Source organism: Rothia nasimurium, from assembly GCF_042660305.1.
Classification (GTDB): domain Bacteria; phylum Actinomycetota; class Actinomycetes; order Actinomycetales; family Micrococcaceae; genus Rothia; species Rothia nasimurium.
Genome location: NZ_JBHSTW010000008.1, coordinates 57,618 through 81,054 on the forward strand (window position 1 = coordinate 57,618; position 23,437 = coordinate 81,054).

23 protein-coding genes and 1 tRNA gene are annotated in these 23,437 nt (G+C 63.1%); 12 read left to right on the plus strand and 12 right to left on the minus strand.

Translation table 11 applies throughout. From position 1 onward, the window contains the following. Nucleotides 1-24: 24 nt before the first annotated feature. Nucleotides 25-522 carry an ROK family protein gene (locus ACFP6B_RS03250; protein WP_377126754.1) on the plus strand — a complete coding sequence of 166 codons (498 nt, stop codon included), beginning with the start codon at nt 25-27 and terminating at the stop codon, nt 520-522. Between the two features lie 7 nt (nt 523-529). Continuing rightward, a complete protein-coding gene (locus ACFP6B_RS03255; protein WP_377126870.1) occupies nt 530-1,219 on the plus strand; it encodes an N-acetylmannosamine-6-phosphate 2-epimerase in 690 nt (229 codons plus the stop codon). 49 nt (nt 1,220-1,268) lie between these two features. Here the strand turns inward: ACFP6B_RS03255 and nagB are convergent, their stop codons facing one another. Beyond that, nucleotides 1,269-2,078 carry a glucosamine-6-phosphate deaminase gene (gene nagB / locus ACFP6B_RS03260; protein WP_377126757.1) on the minus strand — a complete coding sequence of 270 codons (810 nt, stop codon included), beginning with the start codon at nt 2,076-2,078 and terminating at the stop codon, nt 1,269-1,271. A 73-nt stretch (nt 2,079-2,151) separates the two neighbouring features. On the opposite strand from nagB, the gene ACFP6B_RS03265 reads away from it, so the two are divergent. After that, nucleotides 2,152-3,282 carry an N-acetylglucosamine-6-phosphate deacetylase gene (locus ACFP6B_RS03265; protein WP_377126760.1) on the plus strand — a complete coding sequence of 377 codons (1,131 nt, stop codon included), beginning with the start codon at nt 2,152-2,154 and terminating at the stop codon, nt 3,280-3,282. Nucleotides 3,283-3,407: 125 nt separating this feature from the next. Here ACFP6B_RS03265 and ACFP6B_RS03270 read toward each other — a convergent pair whose 3' ends face one another. After that, complete coding sequence (locus ACFP6B_RS03270; RefSeq protein WP_377126763.1) at nt 3,408-5,126, minus strand: long-chain-fatty-acid--CoA ligase; 1,719 nt, start codon at nt 5,124-5,126, stop codon at nt 3,408-3,410. 47 nt (nt 5,127-5,173) lie between these two features. On the opposite strand from ACFP6B_RS03270, the gene ACFP6B_RS03275 reads away from it, so the two are divergent. The 6 genes from ACFP6B_RS03275 to ACFP6B_RS03300 all read left to right on the plus strand — a co-directional run bounded on the left by ACFP6B_RS03275 (nt 5,174) and on the right by ACFP6B_RS03300 (nt 10,122). Further along, a complete protein-coding gene (locus ACFP6B_RS03275; protein WP_237222181.1) occupies nt 5,174-5,323 on the plus strand; it encodes a hypothetical protein in 150 nt (49 codons plus the stop codon). Nucleotide 5,324: 1 nt separating this feature from the next. After that, nucleotides 5,325-5,966 (plus strand): sugar O-acetyltransferase, encoded by a 642-nt coding sequence (locus ACFP6B_RS03280; RefSeq protein WP_377126768.1) that lies wholly within the window; start codon nt 5,325-5,327, stop codon nt 5,964-5,966. A 27-nt stretch (nt 5,967-5,993) separates the two neighbouring features. Next, nucleotides 5,994-6,857, plus strand: coding sequence for a hypothetical protein (locus ACFP6B_RS03285; RefSeq protein ID WP_377126771.1), 864 nt, complete (start codon nt 5,994-5,996; stop codon nt 6,855-6,857). Nucleotides 6,858-7,031: 174 nt separating this feature from the next. Then, on the plus strand, nt 7,032-7,745 hold the full coding sequence (locus ACFP6B_RS03290; protein ID WP_237185161.1) for a response regulator transcription factor: 714 nt from the start codon (nt 7,032-7,034) through the stop codon (nt 7,743-7,745). A 147-nt stretch (nt 7,746-7,892) separates the two neighbouring features. Beyond that, nucleotides 7,893-9,116: an ATP-binding protein gene (locus ACFP6B_RS03295; RefSeq protein ID WP_237185162.1), complete on the plus strand. Its 1,224-nt coding sequence runs from the start codon at nt 7,893-7,895 to the stop codon at nt 9,114-9,116. Continuing rightward, a complete protein-coding gene (locus ACFP6B_RS03300) occupies nt 9,106-10,122 on the plus strand; it encodes a hypothetical protein (RefSeq protein ID WP_377126775.1) in 1,017 nt (338 codons plus the stop codon). The genes ACFP6B_RS03295 and ACFP6B_RS03300 overlap by 11 nt, the downstream gene beginning before the upstream one ends. 513 nt (nt 10,123-10,635) lie before the next feature. Here the strand turns inward: ACFP6B_RS03300 and ACFP6B_RS03305 are convergent. The 4 genes from ACFP6B_RS03305 to ACFP6B_RS03320 form a co-directional block, all read right to left on the minus strand. Then, nucleotides 10,636-12,198: a dihydrolipoamide acetyltransferase family protein gene (locus ACFP6B_RS03305; protein WP_377126778.1), complete on the minus strand. Its 1,563-nt coding sequence runs from the start codon at nt 12,196-12,198 to the stop codon at nt 10,636-10,638. 17 nt (nt 12,199-12,215) lie between these two features. Beyond that, a complete protein-coding gene (locus tag ACFP6B_RS03310) occupies nt 12,216-13,217 on the minus strand; it encodes an alpha-ketoacid dehydrogenase subunit beta (RefSeq protein ID WP_377126781.1) in 1,002 nt (333 codons plus the stop codon). A gap of 3 nt (nt 13,218-13,220) precedes the next feature. Then, a complete protein-coding gene (locus tag ACFP6B_RS03315; protein ID WP_377126784.1) occupies nt 13,221-14,396 on the minus strand; it encodes a thiamine pyrophosphate-dependent enzyme in 1,176 nt (391 codons plus the stop codon). A 152-nt stretch (nt 14,397-14,548) separates the two neighbouring features. Then, on the minus strand, nt 14,549-15,685 hold the full coding sequence (locus tag ACFP6B_RS03320; protein ID WP_377126787.1) for a histidinol-phosphate transaminase: 1,137 nt from the start codon (nt 15,683-15,685) through the stop codon (nt 14,549-14,551). Nucleotides 15,686-15,830: 145 nt separating this feature from the next. On the opposite strand from ACFP6B_RS03320, the gene ACFP6B_RS03325 reads away from it, so the two are divergent. Further along, nucleotides 15,831-15,905 (plus strand) — tRNA-Thr (locus ACFP6B_RS03325). A 122-nt stretch (nt 15,906-16,027) separates the two neighbouring features. On the opposite strand, the gene ACFP6B_RS03330 is transcribed toward ACFP6B_RS03325, so the two are convergent. From ACFP6B_RS03330 to ACFP6B_RS03345, 4 genes are all read right to left on the minus strand, one after another. Then, nucleotides 16,028-16,264, minus strand: a complete 237-nt coding sequence (locus ACFP6B_RS03330) for a hypothetical protein (protein ID WP_237185167.1) — start codon at nt 16,262-16,264, stop codon at nt 16,028-16,030. A gap of 35 nt (nt 16,265-16,299) precedes the next feature. Continuing rightward, nucleotides 16,300-17,151: an HpcH/HpaI aldolase/citrate lyase family protein gene (locus tag ACFP6B_RS03335; protein ID WP_377126790.1), complete on the minus strand. Its 852-nt coding sequence runs from the start codon at nt 17,149-17,151 to the stop codon at nt 16,300-16,302. Between the two features lie 86 nt (nt 17,152-17,237). Beyond that, entirely contained in the window at nt 17,238-17,996 is a 759-nt protein-coding gene (locus ACFP6B_RS03340) for an ABC transporter ATP-binding protein (RefSeq protein ID WP_237196444.1), read from the minus strand. A 212-nt stretch (nt 17,997-18,208) separates the two neighbouring features. Then, nucleotides 18,209-19,300 (minus strand): ABC transporter permease, encoded by a 1,092-nt coding sequence (locus ACFP6B_RS03345; RefSeq protein WP_377126794.1) that lies wholly within the window; start codon nt 19,298-19,300, stop codon nt 18,209-18,211. Between the two features lie 234 nt (nt 19,301-19,534). On the opposite strand from ACFP6B_RS03345, the gene ACFP6B_RS03350 reads away from it, so the two are divergent. Then, complete coding sequence (locus ACFP6B_RS03350; protein WP_377126797.1) at nt 19,535-20,929, plus strand: sensor histidine kinase; 1,395 nt, start codon at nt 19,535-19,537, stop codon at nt 20,927-20,929. Beyond that, nucleotides 20,926-21,555: a response regulator gene (locus ACFP6B_RS03355; protein WP_272878415.1), complete on the plus strand. Its 630-nt coding sequence runs from the start codon at nt 20,926-20,928 to the stop codon at nt 21,553-21,555. Before ACFP6B_RS03350 ends, ACFP6B_RS03355 begins: the two co-directional genes overlap by 4 nt. Here the strand turns inward: ACFP6B_RS03355 and ACFP6B_RS03360 are convergent. Both ACFP6B_RS03360 and ACFP6B_RS03365 read right to left on the minus strand, forming a co-directional pair. After that, nucleotides 21,552-22,718: an acyltransferase family protein gene (locus tag ACFP6B_RS03360; protein WP_377126800.1), complete on the minus strand. Its 1,167-nt coding sequence runs from the start codon at nt 22,716-22,718 to the stop codon at nt 21,552-21,554. The two genes, ACFP6B_RS03355 and ACFP6B_RS03360, sit on opposite strands and share 4 nt — an antisense overlap. A gap of 147 nt (nt 22,719-22,865) precedes the next feature. Then, nucleotides 22,866-23,351, minus strand: a complete 486-nt coding sequence (locus tag ACFP6B_RS03365) for a dehydrogenase (RefSeq protein WP_377126873.1) — start codon at nt 23,349-23,351, stop codon at nt 22,866-22,868. Nucleotides 23,352-23,437: the final 86 nt, after the last annotated feature.

Genomic DNA, 23,437 nt, shown 5'->3' on the forward strand with positions numbered 1-23,437 from the left:
TCCACCTGAGAAAGGGACGCTTTCATGACCAACCAGCCCGTAGCACTCACCGCAGACCTCGGCGGCACCAAAACCGCCCTCGGCATCGTCTCCCCCACCGGCGACGTCCTGCACCGCGACAAAATCCCCACCCAGGCCCAAGCCGGAGGGACCAAACTCGCCGAGCACACCGCGTCCGCCCTCGCCGACCTCGCCGACCTGGCCCGCAGCCGCGGCTACCAGCCCGTCGGCATCGGCATCGGGTCCGCCGGAGACCCCATCGCCTGCGACGCCATCGCCCTCGGGGCCCGGGCCGCCGGTATTGCCCTCGGCGACCTGGCCACCATCCTCGACCCCCACCTCATCGTCGTTTCAGGCGGCGTGGTTAACCTTGGCGCCCGCTGGTGGAACGACATGGCCACCGCCTACCTCGGCGCCGCCCTGGGCCAGGCAGCCGAAACCACCATCGTCCGAGCAACCCTGGGCTCCGACGCCCCCCTGCTCGGCGCCGCCACCCTCATCCCCGACTTCGCCACCCGCTAGGAGAAACATCGTGTTCACTCTCGACCAGCTCACCGACCTCCTCGCAGGCCAGCTCATCGTCTCCGCCCAGGCCTACCCCGGCGAGCCCATGCGCGACCCCCGCACCACCGGCCAGGTCGCTGCCTCAGCCGTCCTCGGCGGGGCCGCCGCCGTACGCGTGCAGGGCCTGGCAGATATCCAGTTCACCCGCACCGCCGTTGGGGTCCCCGTCATCGGGCTCTGGAAGGACGGCCACGACGGAATCTTCATCACCCCCACCCTGCACCACGCCCTAGCCGTCGCCCAGGCAGGAGCCCACATCGTCGCCCTCGACGGCACCCTACGGGACCGCCCCGACGGGCTCGCCCTCACCCAGGTCATTGACGAAGTACACGCCTCAAGCAACGCCCTGGTTATGGCCGACTGCGACTCCCTCGACTCAGCCCTCGCAGCCGCCGAAGCTGGGGCCGACTTCATCGGCACCACCCTGGCAGGCTACACCGGCGCCCGCCCCAAAACCGACGGCCCCGACCTCGAACTCCTCGAAGCCATCGCCGCCCGTAACCTGGGCCGCCCCCTCATCGCAGAAGGACGCGTGCACACCCCGGCCCAGGCTAAAGCAGCCCTCGACGCCGGAGCCCACGCCGTCGTCGTCGGCACCGCCATCACCCACCCGATTTCTATTACGGGTTGGTTTAAAGAGGCAATGACTCAATAAATAAAAAAGGCCGGGGCAACATTTACGCCCCGGCCCTTTTTATATATTTTTATGCCCCGATATTTTCTGGCTTTTGGAAAAAGGGAATATTGTTTTGGGCAAAACGGTAATATTCTGCATTTTTAAGCTGGGAGGCCGCTGCCTCGTCGATAACCACGGTAACGTCGGGGTGCAGCTGCAAAATTGACCCCGGACAGGAAGCCGTTACAGGCCCCTCAGCCATACCGGCGATAGCGGCCGCCTTGTTCTCACCGTCAGCAACCAGCACAATTTTGCGGGCTTCCATGATGGTACCGATTCTCTGAGTCAGGCAGTGAACCGGAACCTTTGAGGTATCACCGTCAAAGAAACGGGCATTGTCTGCCACCATCTTGGGGGCCAAAGTCTTGATGCGGGTACGCGAAGCCAGGGAGGATCCAGGCTCGTTAAAGCCTATATGCCCGTTGGCGCCTATACCGAGAATCTGCACGTCAACACCACCTTCAGCCTTGATAGCTGCCTCGTAGGCGGCGCACTCAGCCGGAATATCTTCGGCCATACCATTGAGCACATGCACGCGTTCGGCACTCAGGCCCACCTTCTGCACCACCTGGTCATCGATGACACTGTGGTAGGACTCCGGGTGGGCAGGGTCAAGCCCCACATACTCATCGAGAGCAAAAGCGCTCACTGCGCTCACATCGAGGCCCGCCTGCACTTTAGCCGCAAGGTGCTCATAGGTACTCTCAGGCGATGAACCGGTTGCCACACCCCACACGGTTGAGGTGCCCCGCTGATTATTTCGCTCGGTCACCATAGCAATAAGTGATGCGGCATAAGCTCCCGCTTGATCCTTTGAATCACATATAATTATTTCCATAAGAATATAGTACGAAAATATATGTATAAATACCCACCAGCACAAAAATATGACGCATTGATAAGGGGCCCCTATGCCGCGCACTATTCTTTTTCATTCCCTGACCCGACTCACCTCACCGGCCAGCCCCACCGGCTGGGCCCTAGTAGAAGGCGAGCGCCTGCTGGCTGCCGGTGAGGGTGCAACCTGGAAACAGCAGCTAAGTGCCGACCAGCTAGCCCAGGCTGAGGTGCGCGATGCGGGAGGCTGGCTTCTAGCCCCGGGGTTCACCGACATTCACTGCCACGGCGGCGGGGGCGTCGCTTTTGAGGATGCCCCCGATATAGCTGCCGCCCTGCGCGTGCACGGGCAGGCGGGTACGTCCGCCCTGGTAGCGTCCCTGGTCTCTAACCCCCTGGAGCAGATGCAGGCCACCATGAAGGCCCTGCTCCCTTTGATGGGTCAGCAGGTGCCGGGGCAAGCCACCCTGCACGGGTTTCACGCTGAGGGGCCCTTTATCTCCCCCGCCCACAAGGGCGCCCACGCCCCCGAGACTCTCCGGGTGCCCACTCCCGACGCCCTTGAGCAGCTCTGGGAGGCCTCTGAAGGTAGGCTCCTGCAGATCACCCTGGCTCCCGAGGCCGACCCCGGTCTAGCTACTCTGCGGCGCTGTGTGGAGCTGGGCATCCGGGTTGCTGTAGGGCATACGGACGCCACCTATGAACAGGCCAAGGCCGCTTTCGATGAGGGTGCCTCGCTGCTGACCCACACCTACAACGCCATGCGCCCTCTACACCATCGTCAGCCCGGCCCGGTTGCCGCCGCAGCTGATAGCCCGCACGTGACCCTGGAGCTTATTTGCGATGGGGTTCATGTGCACGGGCCTATGGTGCGGGCGGCCTTCTCGCTTGCCCCCGGTCGGGTAGCCCTGGTGACGGACGCGATGGCTGCCGCCGGGTGCGCGGACGGCCCCTACCGGCTGGGTTCTTTAGCGGTAGAGGTGCAGGATTCCATTGCCCGAATCAAGGGCACCGAGACAATTGCCGGTAGCACGCTCACCCTGGCGCGGGCAGTGGAGCAGGCTGTTGCTTTCGGGGTTCCCCTAGCAGAAGCAGCCCGGGCTGCCACCGGCGTCCCCGCTGCTGCCCTTGGCCTAGCGCAGACCGCACGCAGATACGCCCTGCTGGGCACCAATGGCTCCCTGCAGGGCGTGCTACGAGGTTAGTTCTTTTTATCAGGATAGGCGGAGCAGGCTCGCAGCGCAGCTGCTGGCTGGGGCTGGCGTGAATCGCCTTGTGAGCGTCAGCGAACCAGGCGAGAGGGTCAGCAGCAAGCGCGAGCCTGCATAGCCTAGCTGTATTTGGCTTCGAGACTTTCGCGCACCTTGCGGCGCAGGGTCTTGCCCAGCATGGAGCGGGGCAGCTCCTCGACCTCATAGTAGTTCTTGGGCACCTTGTAGCGGGTCAGGCGCTCGTAGCAGTGCTGTTTGAGCTCTTCGGGGTCGATGGCGTGGCCCTCGGCAGGGATGATTGCTGCGGTAACCTTTTCACCGCCTGAGCCATCGGGCAGGCCGACAACGGCGCAGTCCGCTACCGAGTCGTGCTGCTTGAGTACGTTTTCAACCTCGGTGGGTGAGACGTTGAAGCCGCCAGTGATAATGACTTCCTTGATGCGGTCAACGATTTCGATGAAGTAGTCGTGATCCAGGCGCACAATGTCGCCGGTGCGTAGCCAGCCTCCGGGGAGCAGAGTCTTGCTGGTGTCTTCGCCGCGCTTCCAGTAGCCGCGCATGACCTGGGGGCCGCGTACCAGCAGTTCGCCTTCGGCGCCGTCGGGAACGTCGTTGAGGGTTTCGGGGTCGACCACGCGGATGTCTGTGGAGGGGAAGGGTACGCCGATTGAGCCGGCTCGGCGGGTGGAGTTGAGGGGGTTGCAGGAGACCAGGGGTGAGCATTCGGAGAGGCCGTAGCCTTCAACCAGCATGCCGCCGGTGGCTTCTTCCCATTCAGCGACGAGGTCGGTGGGAAGGTGCATGGCACCGGATACGGCGTAGCGGATGCCTTTCAGGGAGACACCGCGCTTTTTAGCTTCTTCGAGCATACGGCGGTAGACCGGGGGCACAGCGGGGAGAATCGTGGGGGTGGTTCGTTTCATGGCCCGGAAGATGAGGTCCATATCTACGGTGGGGAAGAGTACTAGGCGGGCCTTGCAGACCGCCGCGATGGTCTGGCCCAGGGTCATACCGTAGGCGTGGAAGAGGGGCAGGACGGCGTAGATTACCTCGTCGTTGCCGGGCTGGATCCATTCCTCACCCATACGTCCGTTGGATTCGAGGTTGCGGTGGGTGAGCATGACGCCCTTGGGCAGGCCGGTGGTACCCGAGGTGTATTGCAGTAGCGCCAGGTCGTGGGCGGTGGGACGGTGGTGGTCGGCGGCCAGGGGCTGGTTCTTCATGAACTGGCGCCAGGGGGTGGTGCCGCGGGCGGTGCCTTCGAGCTTTTCCCGGGATTCCTTGAGCTTGCCGATGGGCAGCTTGAGGGCGGTGCGCATGGTGAAGGGCATTTCTTCAATCATGTTGACCGCGTAGATGTTCTTGGGGCGAATATCGGTGGGCAGAGAGGTGATGTTGTCTGCAATCTTGTCCCAGACGATGGCGGCCTTCGCGCCGTGGTCTTCGAACATGTGGCGTAGTTCGGAGGAGGTGTAGAGGGGGTTGTGTTCTACAACGACAGCCCCCAGGCGCAGGATCGCGTAGAAGGCTACGATGTGCTGGGGGCAGTTAGGTAGCACCAGGGCGACGCGGTCACCGTGCTGGATACCGGCTTTGCGCAGGCCTTCGGCAACGCGCAGAATCTGGTCGCCCAGTTCACCGTAGGTGGTGGTGGCGCCGAAGAATTCAAGGGCGATTTTCTGCGGTACGGTACGCACTGCTTCTGCCATGAGATGGCTCAGTGAGGTTTCAGGTAGGGCAACGTCTCTGTTGCTTTCTGGCCTGTAGTTCTTGATCCAGGGGCGGTGGGCCAAGGGGAAGTCGGTGTCGGTCTGGGGTGAATTTTCGGCTGACTGCATACACACGATTGTGCCACAGGGGCGGTGGAGCTGACATACTTAGGGGTATGGCTCGACGTAGAAATGACGATATTAGCCCCGAAGAATTCCGGGAACTCATGCGAGAGATTAACAAGCGCATGATTATTGCCGGTCTCATTGCAATCGGGGTTGGTCTGGCGATTATTGCTCTAATGACCCTGATGTATGGGAGCTAGCATGACGAACTGGAATGAACTGCGCGCCGGTAAGAGCGTCTTTGAGCAGATGACGGCGGGCTTTGCCTACCGCCCCGATCAGGAGTGTGCCGATACCCATTACCGGGTGGTGGAGCTGGTTGAGGAGTACACCCGACTGTACCGGGCCCGCGATAAGCGCAAACAGGAAGTGCTGGCCCAGATTGTGGGGTCGCTTGGTGAGGGGTCGATGATCCGCCCTTCGGTCTCCTTTGACTATGGAGTGAACACCCATATCGGGGCGGGCTGTTTCTTTAACTTTGGTTGCGTTTTTCTGGACGTTGCCCCCATTACCTTTGGCGATGCCGTCCTCGTGGGCCCCAACGTGCAGTTTTTGACCCCCACCCACCCACTGAATCCGGTGGATCGCGAGGCCCTGTGGGAGGGTGGCCTGCCCATTACGGTGGGCCGCAACGTCTGGATTGGCGGCGGGGCTATCCTCTGCCCCGGCGTCACGGTGGGCGAGAATGCCGTGATTGGGGCCGGGGCCGTGGTGACCAAGGATGTTCCGGCCAACGCTGTGGCTGTCGGCAACCCCGCACGGGTCATTAAGTATGTGAATGCCGATGAGCGCCCCGCCGACCCGGCCCACCAGTACAGCCCCCAGGCTCTGGGGCTAGCCTAAGTATTTCCACTACAGAAAGGGGTACCGGTGACCGAGCCGTCCCAGAACCGCCGCGACTTTGATGAGTGGGATGCCGTCTTTGAAGACTCCGACCCCACCCGGGTTCTCGATCCGCGTACCTTTGGGCAGGACGCCCGCGGCAGCCAGGCGCCTGCCCCAGCGGACGCCGGGGTCTCGGCTACCCGCTACCAGCGCAGCCCGCAGGCGGGCCAGGAGTACCAGCAGACCGCATCGGCCCAGGTACAGCCCCAGCCCCCGCAGCAGATTTATTCTGCTGAACCGGTGCCCCCTGCCCATCCGGTGCAGGCGGTGCCGGCGTCCACCTACCCGGCAGCACATCTAGGGGCGACGACTCCCGCCGCTACCCTCAAACGGGTGCAGTTCATCCCGGCTTTCTGCGGTGCGCTGGTTGCCTACGGTTTGGCCACCGGGGGCCTGGCCCTAGCCCGAACTCTCATGGGGCTGCTGGGAGTATCTACCTACAGCGGCCTCACCGAAACGGTTCTGGCGGTCACTGCACCCGCTAGCCGCGCCCAGGCCTTACCCTGGCTCATCACGGTTGCGCTTGTTCTCTCCCTTGCCTTCGGGCTTGGCGGCTACACCGCCTCGCGCATGACGGCCCTAGCCCCCAGCAAGCAGGCTGTGGGCGTCCTGGCTGTTAGCACCCTGGGCGTTCTGCTTGCCACCCTGCTCACCTGGGCAACCGCCCAGCTGGCCTCCCCGCTTGCCCCCGTCTACGCCCTCCAGCCCCTCCTCACCCCTGACCTGGCTATCGGTGCCCTCACCGCCCTGGCCACCGGCGTCCTGGCCCTGGTTGGCGCCCTCATAGGGGCCGGGCTGGGTACCCGCTACCATCGGGCCCTGACCGGCGCGGACGCTCGACCCCACTAAGACAGCAGAAGCGCGTCACAGCGCCCACAGTTCAGCCCACGAAGCACACTTTGCCTGTAAAATATTTTCGTAAGAAAAATACCCCAGTCTGCTCACCGCACCACACACAGCAACCGATGAGCAGCCACCGCCCACCGGTGAAGGTTGCGCCAGCACACGAGGTAAGTAGGGATTATGAGCGTAGTACGCGTAGGCATTGTCGATGACCACGAAGTCGTCCGCGAAGGTATGCGAGCAGTCGCAGCAGGCGCCAGCGAAATCGAACTGGTCGCCGCAGCCCCCACCGCAGCCGACCTGCTTGTTGCTCTGGGCCGCAGTCTCTCCGACCCCTCGTCCGCTGACCTGGGCAAGCTCAAGCGCGACTGCGACGTCGTACTACTCGACCTCTCCCTGCAAGATAAGTCCCGCCCCTCAGAAAACGTCGATATTCTGCAGCGCGCTGGCATTAAGGTGCTCATCTTCAGCATCGGCGAGAACCCCGGCCTGATTCGTGAAGCCCTCAAAGCAGGGGCCCTGGGCCTGGTGCGCAAGTCAGAACCTCTGGAACACGCCCTGGCAGAAGCCAAGAACATAGCCGAAGGCAAGGCCGTTGTCACCAAGGAACTGGCAGCAGCAATCGACGGTGACCACGAGTTCTCCCGCGCCAACCTCTCACCCCGCGAGCAGGAAACCCTGCGCCTCTACGCCTCAGGTTTTGCGCAGGTGCAGGTAGCCCGCCGTATGGGCATCAAGCAGTCCGCTGTTAAGACCAACATCGACCGCATCCGCGAAAAGTACGCCCGCGTCGGCCGCCCCGCCCCCACCAAGATTGACCTGCGTATTCGCGCCATCGAAGACGGCCTGGTCGACTCCATGGAAGACACCTCCACCGCAGACCGCAACCTCTAAGAAGCGAAGACCTAAGGACGCACCCTGTCTACCACCACCGGCGGCGCCTCCCGGGACCTAGCCCACGCGCTACAACCGTCGCGGGCGGACCGCATCCGTTCCTTCTCCTTCAAGTCGCTCTCCCTCACCACCGGGCAGCAGCGACTCATGGGCCCGAGTTCCTTCGGCCTCTACTGCACCCTGGAAATCATCTACTCCCTGATGGCAGTAGGCCTGCTCTGCCAGTCACTTGCCAACATCTCAGAGATCCGCGGGGGCGACTCCTACTGGTACCTGGCAATTATTCCCCTGCTGGTTGCCCATGCGGCCCTGCTCATGTTCAACGGTATCCGCAAGGAAGTCTCAGCCAAGGTCGTTAGCTTTATGCTTGCTATCGCCTACGGTTCCTACATTCTGTGGCCCTTCACCGTGGGCGCTGAGCACTCAGCTATTCCCTGGTCCTGGCTCTTTGGTATCTACGCTATGCTGGTTCCGGTCTTCGAAGAGAGCCCGCGTGAGAGCATCATTCACAGCCTCGTTTTCCCGGTGCTGCTGGTGGCCAGTTCAGTGGCAGCCCACCTGCTCAAAGGCTCCCCCCTCGACGCCACCGAGCTGCTCATTCGTGTGGCCTTCCTAGGCTTCTGCTGCGCCCTGCTAGCTGGCCTGGCCCGCTTTGCCCTCAACGCCGTCCGCGAATCAGACAAGACCTACTACGAGACCCTCTCGGCCCAGCTTCTACTCAACCGCTCCCGCGACTACGCCAAAGAGCTGCAAGACTTCGACAAGCTGGTGCACGATAACGTCATGGCAGCCCTGCTCGACGCCAGCCGCAACCCCGGCGAGCTACCCCAGCGCACCCGTCTGCTAGCCCGCCGCGCCATCGGCGTGCTTGAGGAAGAGGCTCTCAAGTCCCAGCCCCAGCGCCCTATCACCTTCCAGGCCCTGACCGAGCAGATTGCCGAGGGCGTGGAGCCCTGGAACCAGCGCCTGCGCTTTGTCTCCGACTCCATCGAAAAGCACCCGCTCGCCAGCCCAGACTCCACCCTGCCCTACACCGCGGCTAGGGCCTTCACCCACGCCGTCACCGAGGCTGTGTCTAACTCTGCCCGCCACTCGGGCACCCGCACCACCCAGATCTCGATTCGCACCGAGATGCGCCGCCCCTTCAACTCCACCCGCTCCGACGAGGTACGCCCCTATATTCTCTGCACCATCTCAGACAAGGGCCAGGGCTTCTCAATGAGCGACATCGACTTCCGCCGCCTGGGCGTGCGCGTGTCGATGATTCGCTCCATGGAGGACGCCGGCGGTATGGTCACCATTACCTCGGCACCTGAGAAGGGTACCCGCGTCGTCGTCCAGTGGCCCAACGAGGAACCCAATGCTGGCTAAGTACTACCGCTCCCGCATCCTCACCCTCATTCTGAGCACCGTCACCCTGCTGATCCTGGGGTCGTTCTTCTTCTGGTACGACCACTACACCGTCACCCGCGCCCCCCACTGGGCTATCCTGCTGAGTCTCTACGCGCTAGCGGCACTGCCGGTCTTCCTACCCACCAAGCGCCTGGCTCTGCCCGACGTCATGATGCCTATCATCATGGTGCTCGCCCTCAACTCGGTCGATACCACCCTGAGTGCCATCAGCCACTCGATTACCTTCTCCAATCTCTCCTGGCCCCTCATGGCCTACACCCTGCTGGCTGCGGGCCTGGTGCTGCGCCGCCATACCTTCTTCGGCTGGCTCTTCTTTTGTGGTTTTATGGTGCTGGTGCTGAGCTGGCACACCAACTATTTCGATACCCGACTGACGCTCTCTACCGAGTTCGCTATCCCCTTCCTGCTCATGCTGGTGAGCATGATTGTGCCCAAGCAGATTGAGCAGGCGGTCTCTAAGACCAGACAGGCTCGCGGTATGCGCATTATCGCGGACGCCGGGCGCGCCGAAGAGACAGATATGGGCGCTATTGCCACCCAGCGTGTGCAGGAGGTCCGTGCCCTGACCGAGGATATGCTGCACCGTATCGCCTACAATGAGTCGCCGGTGACCCGCGCCGAGATGGACGAATTCCGCTTCACCGAGGCCCAGTTGCGCGATACGATTCGCGGCCGCTACATCGTGAACAAGGAGATTCTGGACGCCGCCTGGCTGGCCCGCCAGCGCGGGGTCAAGGTCGATATTCTGGACGAGCGCGGCTCGGCCCTACCCTCCCGCGTCTCACTGGCCCTTACCCAGTGTGCGGTTGATCTTTTTGATAACGCGTCAGGCGGTACTATCACGGTGCGTGCCTTCCCTGCCGGTGACCAGACCGCCGTTATGCTGGTGCACGACGGCAACTCAGAGGACGAAGAGCCTAGCGCTATCGAGATTTCGCAGACCGGTGTGATTGAGCGTTTCTAGAGCTTATATAGTCTGGAGATTCCACCTTTGGTGGGGCAGTCTTGTGGGCATTTTGAGGGAAGTAGTCAGGCTACTGTCCACAGCTTACGCCCTAGTGTCGCCCTATATGAGGACATACAACCCCGATGGGCTCAGCTAAAATTTAAGTAACTTGAGTGCTTCTTGCATCGAGTCGGGGGACTCGGTGTTCTGGCGACGTTGGGGGACTGACCCAGAGCTTATCAAGAGAAGTTCTTTCAAGGGCATAAGGTAACCTACGAGACCTGAACCTATGTGGGCTCAGCGCCCATAGATTCGGATTTCTTGGGGGAGATAATTCGGATTATGCTCCAGGTTTCGTACCTTGGCGTTGTGAGGCTCCCGCCCTAACCGGCGGGAGCCTCACTATGTTCACACTTGTTCCGTTGGTTTTTAGCCATCAGGTTGAACTTCCAGCGGGGCCAGCGAGGTTACCGTGTGCTGCAAGGCCCGGGTACTCTTTGAGTGCCCGGGCCTTGTGCTTTCCCGGCTCTTTTACATGTCGAGGAGCAGGGCCGGTTCTTCGAGAATCGAAGCGACATCTGCCAGGAACTTAGCGGAGAGATCACCATCGAGGACGCGGTGGTCAAAGGAGCCGCCCAGGGTTGTGACCCAGCGGGGAATCACTTCGCCGTCTACGACCCAGGGCTTCTGCTTGATAGTGCCGAAGGCAATGATGGCGGCCTCACCGGGGTTGATAATCGGGGTTCCGGTGTCAATGCCCAGAGAGCCGATGTTGGTGATGGTCATGGTGCCCTGCTGCATTTCGGCGGGCTGGGTTTTGCCTTCGCGGGCCCGGGTGGTCAGGTCGTTGAGGGCCAGTGCCAGCTCCCGCAGGTTCATGGTCTGGGCGTCCTTGATGTTGGGGACCATCAGGCCGCGCGGGGTTGCTGCGGCGATGCCGAGGTTCATGAAGTGCTTAATCTGAATCTCGGAGTCTGTCCAGGTGGCGTTGACCTGCGGAGTGCGGGCGGTTGCCCAGATGACGGCCTTGGCCAGGATCAGCAGCGGGGTTACTTTGACTCCCTCGAACTGGGGGGATTTCTTGAGGCGCTTGACGAACTCCATGGTGCGGGTGGCGTCTACATCGACGAAGATTGAGACATGGGGCGCCTTAAAGGCTGACTCAACCATGGCTTTGGCGGTGGCCTTGCGGACGCTCTTGACCTTGATACGTTCGATACGATCGCCGCCAGCACCGGCGGGAATCCAGAAGCTGGTGGGGTCGGTGGTGTCGGTAACGCTGGCCTGTTCGGTGAGGCTCAGGTGGGCTGCGTAGTTGAGCAGGTCGCGTTTGGTAACCTGCCCCTGGTCCCCGGTGGGGGTGACCTGGGCTAGGTCGATGCCCATGTCTTGGGCGGCTTTACGCACGGGGGGCTTGGCCAGGGGCTGGCGGCGGGGCACCTCACTGGTGCCGGTTTCTGTAGGTAGCTCATGGCTTCCCAGGCGGCGAAGCATTCCCTTGCCGCCTTCGCCCAGGAGCTTGCCCGCGCGGGCGGGCAGGCCGGTCAGCAGCTGACGGCGGCTGTCGGTGCCCAGCGGTGCAGAGGCGGGTACCTGAGCGGACGCAGCAGCGCCGGCAGGTGCCGCAGGCGGCTGGGCTGATGCAACAGCGCCGGCAGGTGCCGCAGGCGGCTGGGCTGATGCAACAGCGGGCGGACTAGCTTTCTTGCGGGCCCGGCGCTTGACGGGGTCGGCCTTGGGGCCTGAGCCTACCAGGGCGTTGCCACCGCCCTGCTCCCCTGCCGGTGCGGCGGCCTGCTGGGGGGCGGCGTCCGGACGCTCTGCCGCAGGCCTACTCCCCCCGCTTTCTTCGGCGCCCTCCCCGGCAATAGCGATGATGGGGGTGCCCACCTCTACCGTCTCGCCCTCGGCAACCAGGAGCTCCTGCACGGTGCCCTCGTAGGGGGAGGGTAGCTCGACCACTGACTTGGCAGTCTCGATTTCAACAAGTACGTCGTTGATCTCGACGGTGTCGCCGGAGGCTACCTTCCAGCTGAGGATTTCTGCCTCGGTGAGGCCTTCGCCCACATCGGGCAGGTTAAAGATCTGTGACATGGTGTGCCTTTCGGGCTTTAGTAGGCCAGGGAACGGTCGACGGCTTCGAGCAGGCGGTCTATGCCGGGCACGTACTCTTCTTCGACGCGGGAGACCGGGTAGGGCATGTGGTAGCCGCCCACGCGGATCACGGGGGCCTCGAGGTGGTAGAAGCAGCGCTCGGTGATGGCGGCTGCGATATCTGAGCCGATACCGCCGAAAGTGGGGGCCTCGTGGGCCACGACCAGGCGCCCGGTTTTTTGTACCGAAGCCTCAATAGTAGGGATATCAAGCGGTGAGAGGGAGCGCAGGTCGATGACCTCGATGGAGTGGCCGTCCTCAACCGCGGCCTGGGCGGCAGCCAGAGCCACCGGAACCAACGGACCATAGGTGGCAATGGTGAGGTCGTCGCCCTCTCGCACCACCTGGGCGGTAAAGGGGTCGAAGTCGGTATCTGCGAAGTTGACCTCGCCCTTCATCCAGTAGCGGCGCTTGGGCTCGAAGTAGATGACCGGGTCGGGGTGGGCGATGGCTTTGCGGAGCATCCAGTAGGCGTCGTGGGGGGACGAGGGAGTCACCACGCGCAGGCCCGGGGTGTGGGTGAAGAGGGCCTCGGGGGACTCTGAGTGATGCTCTACCGAGCCAATCATGCCGCCGTAAGGGATACGGACGGTAACGGGCACCTCGTACTGGCCGTGGGTGCGGCCGTGCATTTTAGAGAGCTGCGAGGTGATCTGGTTGAAGCCGGGGAAGACGAAACCGTCAAACTGGATTTCGGGTACGGGCCTGTAGCCGCGCAGGGCCATGCCGATGGAGGTTCCGATAATGCCGGATTCACCCAGGGGGGTGTCCATAACCCGGGTGGGGCCAAAGGTTTTTTGCAGGCCGTCGGTTACGCGGTAGACACCGCCGAGTTTGCCGATGTCTTCGCCCAGGGCCAGAACCTTGCGGTTGGCGGTCATTTCATCGTGTAGAGCGCGGGTAATAGCCTTAGCCAGGGTTAGGGTTTCGGTGCCCTGCTGAGGGGTCTGGTCTGACATGGTTTAGTCCTCCTCGAAGCCGTCGTTGTAGGCGCGGTAGAAGGCGCGGTCGTCCTCAACCTGCTGGTGGGGAGCCGCGTAGGCGCGGTCCAGGTAGGTTTCGAAGGTGTCCGGTTCGCTGGCAAGAACGTAGGAGCGGACGCCCTTCACCTGCTCTTTGGTGTAGTTGGTGACCTCGTCAAAGAAGGCGTCATCGGCCTGGCCGGTTGAGCGCAGGTAGGCTTCGAGGCGCACCATGGGGTCGAGCGGCTCGTAGGTGGCGCCGTGGTCTTCGGGGCGGTACTTGGTAGGGTCGTCGGCTGTGGTGTGAGGGCCGAGCCGGTAGGTTTCTGCCTCAATCAGCACGGGACCCTCCCCCGCCCTGATTTTGTCCATGGCGTAGCGGGTGGCGGCGTAGACGGCTAGCACGTCGTTGCCGTCCACGCGCAGGCCCTCGAAACCGTAACCGGCGGCCCGGGTTGAGATGGGCACGCGGGACTGCACGCTAAAGGGCACAGAGATGGCCCAGTGGTTGTTTTGCACAAAGAAAAGGACGGGCGCGTTGTAGCTGGCCGCAAAGACCATAGATTCGTGTACGTCGCCTTCGGTCGTTGACCCGTCGCCAAAGTAGACCGCTACGGCGGGCTTCTCGGCGTCCTGTTCGGGGTCGGTCGCCTGACCCTGGCCGGTCTGGGCCTGACCGGTTTCTGCCTGGATCTCGGCGTCGAGGTTCAGCCCCATGGCATAGCCGGTGGCATGGAGTACCTGGGCGGCCAGCACCAGGGTGTAGGAGTGCACGTTGTGCTTTTTGGCGTCCCAGCCCAGGGTGCCTGAGCCCCGGAAGAGGGGGGTGATTTCTTCGGGAGTAATACCGCGTTCAAGGAGCACCCCGTGGTCGCGGTAGGAGGGGAAGATGTAGTCGTTGGCGGCAAGGGCCCGAGCGGACGCCACCTGGGCAGCTTCCTGCCCGCGGGAGGGAACCCAGAGGGCCAGCTGCCCCTGGCGTTGCAGGGAGGTCATTTCGTCGCAGAAGCGGCGGGTCAGGGCCATGGTGCGGTACATGTCTTTGAGGTCTTCGCCGGTGAGTTCGTCGGCGTAGGCTGAGAAGCTGGTGTGGGGGGTGGTCTCACCCGCTTCGTTCATGAGCTGGATACGCTCTGGCGTTCCCCAGGGGTTGGTGGGGTTTTGCGTCTGTGACATGGGGGTCTCCGGTCTTGCTCTGTTACTACCTTTTCTTAACCCTACGCCTGCCGGTGGGCAGAGAGGGTCTATTTTTAGAATTTTGAGGGATTAATTGCAAATAAGTTGGGGTAGGCGGGCGGACGCCCCCGCCCGCCTATCGTCCGTCTGCCCTAGAGGGGCTTGGTGGTGCGTTCTTCGAACTCTGCTGCGATTTTGAGCAGGCGGGCGTTGGCCTCGTCCTCACCGATGCTCACGCGCACACCCTCGCCTGCGAAAGCACGCACGGACAGGGCGTTAGCTTCTGCCAGGGCAGCGAAGGCTGCCGAGTGCTCGCCCAGGGGGAGCCAGACGAAGTTGGCTCGGGTTTCGGGTACCCAGTAGCCCAGCTCCTGGAGCCCTGCGACGACCTTTTCGCGCTCAGCCACCAGGTGTTCTACTCGCTCCATAACCTCGTCGTTGTGGTCGAGGGAGGCCACGGCAGCCTTTTCAGCCAGGGCACTGACTGCAAAGGGGGTGGCACCCACGCGCAGGTGGGCGGTGACCTCGGGGTGGGTGATGGAGTAGCCCACGCGCAGGCCAGCCAGACCCTGAGCCTTGGAGAAGGTGCGCAAAATAGCGACGTTGGGGTAGTCGGGGTAGACATCCAGGCCGTTGACGGGAGGTTCCTGACCCTCGGGAATCTCGGAGGCCGCGCAGAACTCGAAGTAGGCCTCGTCAATCACCACGAGTACGTCACTGGGTACCTTGGCCAGGAAGTTGCGCACCTGTGACTCGGTAACGGCCGGACCGGTGGGGTTATTGGGGGTGCAGATAAGGATGACGCGGGTCTGGTCGGTCACGGCGGAAGCCATGGCATCTAGGTCATGGGCGCCGTTGGGCAGGTTGGGCACCTGCACGCTCTTAGCACCGGCCAGGCCAACGCAGATAGGGTAAGCCTCGAAAGAGCGCCAGGCGTAGATAACTTCGTCCTGCACACCGTCGGCGTGGGTACCTGCAAAGGTGGTCAGAATCTGGGTCAGGGCGCCCAGGCTTCCTGCACCGGTAACGATATCCTCGGGGTCAACCTCCAGGTGCTCCCCCAGGGCAGTGCGCAGGGCAGTGGAGAGCGGGTCGGGGTAGCGGTGGACGGTATCAAACTCAGCCAGAATCTGAGCGACCGAGGCTACCGGGCCGAAGGGGTTCTCGTTGGATGAGAGCTTGTACTGGGTAAGCCCCTCAACCGGTGCCGGAGGTTTACCTGCGGCGTACTTGGGGAGCTGATTGAAAACCGGGCGGGGGTGCAGCCCGGAACGCTGTGAACTTGTCATGCCATCCATTCTAGTGTCACAGGCCACAAAATCTAGGGTTGGGGGTACCGCTCTTTTGGTCAGCGGTGCACGCAACCGGTGGTTGCAGCCCTCTCTTTCTGGTAAAGTTTTCTTTCGTTCGCCCCCGATAAAGGGGTAGGAACAGGCCTCCATAGCTCAGGGGTAGAGCATTTCCCTCGTAAAGAAAAGGTCGTCGGTTCAAATCCGACTGGGGGCTCCATCAGTAAAAATCTCGCGGCCCGCACCGGTTTAGGTGCGGGCCGCGAGATTTTTGTTGTCTATAGACCACCCGTGCGGACGCGTCCGCCCGCTACCGGCGACACCCGAGCCTACGCGGGTGGGCTAGTCGTCGTCCATGTGGTTTTCGGCCCCGTAGCCAATCAGATAGGCCCAGATCCAGGCGGTGATAACCGCCAAGAAAGGTACCACCAGCAGGTGGGTGTCGTTGGCAAAGAGCCAGCGGTAGAAACCCCAGAGGGCCAGCGAGGGTACCAGGAGCAGGGCAAAGAGCAGCAGGAATCCGCGGGAGAAGCCACCACTGGGCGTCCTGCGGGTTTGAAAACCAAGATAATTCTTCACGCTGCCTATCCTACCGCTGCCACCTGGGAGTTCTTCTAGCTACGCCACAGGCCGTAGGTCTTAGCCAGGGACGAGACCTTGCGGGCACGGGCCAGACGGGGCAGGTAGGAGCCGTCCTTGGGCACGGAGTCGCCTTCGCTCTTCTGGAGCAGTTCGCGGGCCCATTCGATTTCGTCAGCGCTGGGGGCCAGGCCCACGTTGATGGTTTCGGTCTGGCCGGGGTCGAGGGTGAGCTTGCCGGTCATACCGTGGCTGGTGGTTACCGCGCAGTCTTTGAGCAGGTCGCCGCCGTGCTTGCCGACGGAGGGACCGTCGATGGGGCCAGCCAGGCCGCCCACGCGGGAGGCCAGAACCAGCTGGGAGCGCGCATAGGCCAGGGCGATAGGGTCTGCGGAGACGCCGGTGTCGCGGCGGTAGTCGCCCACGCCGAAGGCCAGGCGGAAGGTGCCGGGGGCCTTGGCGATACGCACAACGTTCACCATGCCCAGTGCGGTTTCAATGAGGGCGATGACGGGGGTACCTGCCGGGAGCATCATGGCGGTGCGGGTGACGTGGTCGGGGTGCTCGGTCATGGCCAGCATGACGCCCTTGAGCCCGCTCACCCGGTTGAGGGCTTCAAGGTCTTTGGCCCAGTGGTCACTTTCAATACCGTTGATGCGCACCCAGGCTGAGGCACCGTTGTTGAGCATCTCGATGATGTGCTCGCGGGCCTCGTCCTTCTGCTCTTCGGGGCAGCCGTCCTCTAAGTCGATGATGACCGAGTCGGCCTCTGATTCGAGGGCAGCGGCGATGGTTTCTTCGCTTGCGGCGGCAGAGACCAGTAGCCAGGAGCGGGAGAGACGGGCGGGCAGGGAGGCTGCGCGTTCGTTGCGGTGAAAGTTAATCACGGGTGTGTCCTTGTAAAGGTTATTTTGACCGCTTCAAGTTTACCCTGCCCGCTTGCCCCGGGGCTGGCTGTCTCTCGGAGTAAAGCCTAGGCTGCCGGTGAACTCTCTAGGCGGCCGTCGACCATGTGCTCGACCCGATCGGTGAGCTGCACCTGTTCGAGGTCGTGAGTAATCATGAGGGTTGCGGTGTTGAACTCGGCGGTGACCTTGGCCAGGAGCTCGACGATGGCGGTGGAGCGTTCGGCATCGAGGGCGCTGGTGGGTTCGTCGGCCAGGAGTAGGGAGGGTGAGCCCATGAGGGCGCGGGCGATGTTGACGCGCTGACGCTGGCCGCCGGAGAGCTGGTGTACGCGGCGGTTGGCGGCGTCGCCCAGTCCTACCATGTCGAGTAGGTCGGCGGCGGTGGCGCGGGCGGCTTTGAGTTCTGCTCCGCGGGCACCGCTGATGCGGGCGGTGAGTTCTAGCTGTTCGGCGGCGGTGAGGGAGGCAATGAGATTGGGCTGCTGGAAGATAATTCCGATGTCGGTGCGGCGCAGGGCCGCAAGGTCGGCGTCCCTATAGGCGGTGGTGTCGGTGCCGTTGATCAGGCGGGCCCCGGCTGTGGGGGTGATGAGCCCGGCGGCAACCGATAGCAGGGAGGACTTACCCGAGCCAGAGGCACCGGTCAGGGCGATGAACTCGCCGCGGCTCGCGGTGAGGTTCACGTGATCTAGGGCGCGCATGGTGCGCGGGTTTCCCTTCTCGTCTACGCCGTCGGGGTAGTCCAGCACGATGTCGCGCAGTTCAAGGACGCTGGGGGCAGCTAGGGTTTCTTCGGCCAGGGGGCGGGTGAGGAGGTCAGTCATGAATGGTCTCTTTCAGGGGAGGTAAGCGAGTTTAGATAGAGGGAGCGGGTGCGCTGGAGCCTGCTGGCTGCGATGGAGCAAGCGGGTGCGCCAGCACGCAAGAGCGAGCGGAATCCGCCGCAAGGCGGGGCGTGAATCGGCCGAGCGCCCCGGCGCGAGTGCCGAGAGGGTCGGCAGGCGAAAGCGCACCCGCTCCCTCTTGGCAGACTGTTCTAGTTGCCGCCGAGGGCAATCATGGGGTCTACGGTGGCGACGCGGCGCAGGGCGATGAGGGCGCCACCCATGCCCAGGGCCCAGATTCCGGCGGCGGGGCCGGCGATGGTGAGGGCTGAGAGCTGGAAGGGTACGGCTCCTGCGGCCAGGGTGCCGAGGCCCCAGCCCACCAGGGCACCGAGGGCGGCGCCGACGGCGAGAATCACGGCTGCCTGGGCGAGGGCGTCCTTGGTGAGGAAGGCGCGGGAGGCGCCCAGGGCACGCATGACGGCGATGTCGCGGGTGCGCTGGATGGTCCAGACGGTCAAGAAGGAGATAATTACCAGGGCGGAGATGCCGTAGAGGAAGCCCTGCACGGTTTTGAGGGAGCCGTTCTCGGAGGAGTATGCGGGCAGGGCTGCGAAGGACTCGCGGGTGGTCAGGGCCTGGGTTCCGGCGGCATCTGCGGTGGCTGCGTAGTCTGCGCTACCGGTTACGGCCAGGACGGTGCCGAGCACGGCGCTCTGCCCCTCGATTTCACGCTGGTGGGTGATGTTCTGCCAGGTGGCGGTGGTTGCCCAGCCTGCGTTGGTGTGGGAGTAGAAGGTGTCCTCGGTGATGCCTGAGACGGTTACGTCGGTACCCGAAAAGGTAACGGTATCGCCCACGGTCGCGCCAATCTCTTCAGCAATGCCAGCGGGTAGGGCGATCTGCCCGTCAGCGGGTTCGGTGCCCTGGATCAGGGGCGCGGTACGCTCAGCCAGGTCAGAACCGACAGGGGTAGCAATCAGGCTCATGGAAGTGGCCCCGGCTCCCTCAACCTTGCCGGTGAGGAAACCGACCGGGGTGGCGCTCGCACCGGTTGCCTGCCACTCGTCCTGCAGGCTGGCAGTGACAGCAGAATCGGTGAAGGACGCCTTGCCCCCGCTTTCTGACGGGGCGAAGACAAAGCGGTCAGCCCCCATCTTTTCAAGGGCATCGGTATTCTGGTTGCCCAGACCACCGGTGAGGCCGGTGAGCATGACCAGCAGCAGGGTAATCAGGGCTACAGTCGCCCCAATCAGGGTGAAACGGCCCTTAGCAAAGAGGATGTCACGCCAACCAACGAACACGACAGCACTACCTTTCAGGTGCAGGAGAACTTGATACTTCTATTCAAGCCCTCTACCGGCACCGCCCACATCGGGGTAAGGGTTGAACCTGGAATCAACCGTTTGGTTGATGCGCTCCCCCGCTAGCTGTGCAGGGTTCTTGGTGCGTGTGCAGGTTTTTCTCTGCACACAGCCTAAAAAGCCTGCCCAGCTCCAAAACCTGCGCAGTCCCAGCTAAAGGTAAAGTGAATTTCTATGATGACCGAGCCCCCTCCCCCACCCGCAGCGTCCTCCCACCAGACCCTACTGGTGCTCAAGATTCTGCGAGTGAGCCTGCACGTCATGTTCGCTTTTTTGCTGTGCTTCGGTGCGGTGCTAGCCCTGATCGGTAGCGTCTACCAGGTACGTCATGCCGTGCTCGGGGTACTCTCACTGGTACTCGGGGGCATCTACCTTGCCGGAACGGTCTACGAGAACCGGCGGGGACTACCGGCTACCTTCTCCGACCTCTTCCCCCGGCCAGGTGCGTCCACCCGCTACCGGCAGGCAGCCCGCTTTACTCCCGCCCACCTGTGGCTACTGACTATCACTCTGCTATGGCTGGGGCTCATGACCTTAGATAGCGCCTTCACCTGGGTAGTCTTCCCCATCATGTTCCTCTACCTGCACCTGCTCACACCCCTAGCAGGAGTAGCCGCCACCCTCGTCCTCTGCGCCCTGGCCATTGCCCTGCCCCTGGTCGGCCCTGCCGGTTTCGGCCTCGACTACCTGCTGGCAGAAGGCCTAGCCCCCGGCTACCTCATCGGCCCCACCCTCGGCGCCCTGCTAGCTATCGTCATCTCCTTCACCTACCGAGCCCTACGAGCCGATGCCGCCCACCAGTACCAGCTCGCCCAGCAGCTCCGCGCGGTACAGGCAGAACTCGTCCAGCAACAGTACAGCGCCGGTAAGCTCGAAGAGCGCGAGCGCCTAGCCCGAGAAATCCACGACACCCTCGCCCAGGGGCTCTCATCCATCGTGCTGGTCTCCCGGGCAGCAGCGTCCTCCCTCCAAGAGGGAAAGGCGGACGCCGCAGCCGCCCAGGTGCGCGTTATCCAGGACTCTGCCGCCGCCAACCTGGCTGAGGCCCGCCGCTTTATTCGGGATCTCTCGTCCCCTGCCCTGGATGACTCCCTGGTGTCAGCGCTCAGGGCTCTCACCGCGTCTACCGAGACCGCCCAAAAAGCCGCCGGGAAACCCCTCACCTGCGCCTTTATCCTCGAAGGGAAGGAAGAAACAGCCAACGCCCTACCCGAGGCGGTATCGGCAACCCTCATGCGCGTAGCCCAGGGCGCCCTGGCCAACGTCGCCGCCCACGCCGAAGCCAGCCGCGCGGCCCTCACCCTCAGCATCTGGCCCGGCGAAGTCACCCTCGACGTCTTCGACAACGGCCGCGGCTTCACCCCCACTCCCCTAGCAGCGGGCCCCCTCAGCGAAACCGGAACCGGCTACGGGCTCACTTCCCTCACCGAGCGAGTCACCCGCATCGGCGGTAGCCTAGACATTGAAAGCACCCCAGGCGAAGGCACAGTGCTCACAGCCCGGATCCCCCTCAACCAGCCCAGTCAGCAGCCACCCCACCAGCCGCTACCCACCCAGGAGGCCCAGTGACCGTCCGCGCCCTACTCGTTGATGACCACCCCGTTGTGCGCGCCGGCCTGCGCGCCATGTTCGAAAGCTTTGAAGGTATCGATGTGGTTGCCGAAGCAGCTGACGGGTCGGCGGCGCTCGCCGTGGCCGCGGAGCAGGCCCGGGCTGGGGCGGCGCTGGATGTGGTGGTTATGGACATTCAGATGAAGCCCATGGACGGCATCGAGGCAACCCGCGCTTTCAAGGCTGCGGGCGGGCCGCCGGTGCTGATTTTGACGACCTTTGACACCCAGGGCGATATCGTTGCTGCTATTGAGGCAGGGGCCCTGGGCTATCTGCTGAAGGACGCCCCGCCCGAGCAGGTGCAGGCGGCGGTCCTGGCGACGGCGCGGGGTGAGCGGACGCTGTCGCCCGAGATCACGGCGGCCTTGATGGAGCGTATGCAGCGGCCCGCTATTTCTCTGTCGGCCCGTGAGATGGAGCTGCTCAAGCTACTGGCTACCGGGGCTACCAATAAGGAGCTGGCTGAGGCTCTCTTTATTTCTCAGGCCACGGTGAAGACCCACCTGGTGCATATCTACACCAAGCTGGGCGTCGATAACCGCACGGCAGCTATCGCGGCGGCCCGGAGCGAGGGGCTGCTCTAGCTCTTGGTTCCCATGGGGCCGGGAGTATCGGCCGCTACCGCCTGCTTCTTCCAGCTTGCCCCGAAGTAGCGGTCTTTAAAGCGCATGACCGGCACCTCGACGACCAGGTACATGGCTACACCGGCGACAACACCCAGAGGAGCCAGCAGGGCAACCTGGGCCAGCGTCGGAAGCCCGTGCAGATGGGGTTCCAGGGCCTTGAAAAGCACATCGTGCACCAGGTAAATGCTGTAGCTCGACAAGCCAATCAGTTGCAGGGGGCGCCAGGCCAGGAGGCGGTGCACCGCAGCACCCAGCGGCTGGCGCGAAGCAACCAGACCCCAGAGCATCACGGCGGATGCCGCCCAGGCCTGGAGCGAATAGCGCACCGTATCGCGGAAGGTCTCATCACGGATAACCAGGGTCAGCAGGTAAACCCCCAGGGCGACGAAAAGCACCCAGTTGCGCCCTAGAAGTGGGATGGTGCGTCCGTCCTGAATCAGGGCCCCCGACCGGTAGCGACGGCCGGTGACCTCGCGCCCCAGCACCATCTCGTCCGCTGCGTAGCGGTGGTACCAGAGGGCAGTGAGCATACCGATGGCGATAGCTTCCATGCGGGTATCGGTACCAAAGTAGATGCGATCGGTGCTAGCCCCCGCATCGTGGAGAACCCAGCGGGAGAGCGACGAGTAGAGCACCACGGCCACACCCAGCACAGTCAGGGCCCGTCGGTAGGCAGTCCAGCGCACCAGCACTAGCCAGATCAGGGCAAAGACCAGGTAAAACTGCTCTTCAATCGACAGGGACCACATCACGTGCGTGCCCGGCAGCACCGTAATCTGCGAGTCTAGATAGCGCAGGTTGAAGAAGAAGAAAATCTGCCCCAGAAAATCCAGGGTATCGACGGCCCCACCCATCGACCGGTACACCAGCGTGGGTAGCACAATCGCCAGAATCAGAGGCGGGGCAATTTTGAGCAGGCGTCGGATATAGAAGCCCGGCACATCAAACCCGCCGGTCTTATCGCGCTCCCGCAGCAGCAGGTAGGTGATGATGAAGCCAGAGATAGCAAAGAAAATCGTCACGCCCGACCCGCCCGGCACAAAAGTGAACCCGGCGTGGGAAAACACCACCAGAAGCACCGCAAAAGCGCGCATTGCGTCAATGTGGGCGTAGCGGTTCATGGCGTAGAAGTCCCCTCTGATTCAGGTGCGATGTGTAGCGGTGCCCTGAGAAAGCGCGAACGGGCACCCAACTACCTTACCGGCTAGCAGCGCAGGTGGGCAGGCGCTTTTTGGGGGATAGCTACGCGATATAGGCGACAGAATTTGTCAGGACGCCGGGGTCAAGCTTTCCTGCCGGGCGGCTTCGAGGTGGGCTTCGGCGTCCGCAACGTGCTGCTCTACCGTCTCAACCCGGCGGGCGATGGTGGTGGTGCGGGTGCAGCTGCTGGTGCAGTCACCGGCGCAACGGGTCATAGCCAGGGCTTCGGCGCAGAGAGCCAAGGAGTTACCGGCCTTGGAGAGAGCCCGGTGCAGGTCGGAGTAGACGCCAGAGGGCGAGGCGGGGATGTCGTTTGATGCGCTGGGAGCTAGGCGCTGGGCCTCGCTAGCGATAGAGCGGACGCGCGGCAGCAGGTCAGCCAGATCATTAGCCAGGGGCACAAGCTCTTCGAGGGTGGGCCCGGAGGGGACGCGTTCGAGGATCTGGTGGAAGCGGTCAAGACCGCGTACGAAGCGGTCGTGGGCCCGACGCCAGAGGCCTTTGCCAAGCTCGGCGTCGTCCCTGCGGCTCTGCAGGAAGTCTTTGATACCCACGGCTACTCCTTTCACGAGGTCTACATACTTAGGTTACCCTAATATTTGCTACTGGATGTCGAAAAGCGAGGTACGGGGACACACTC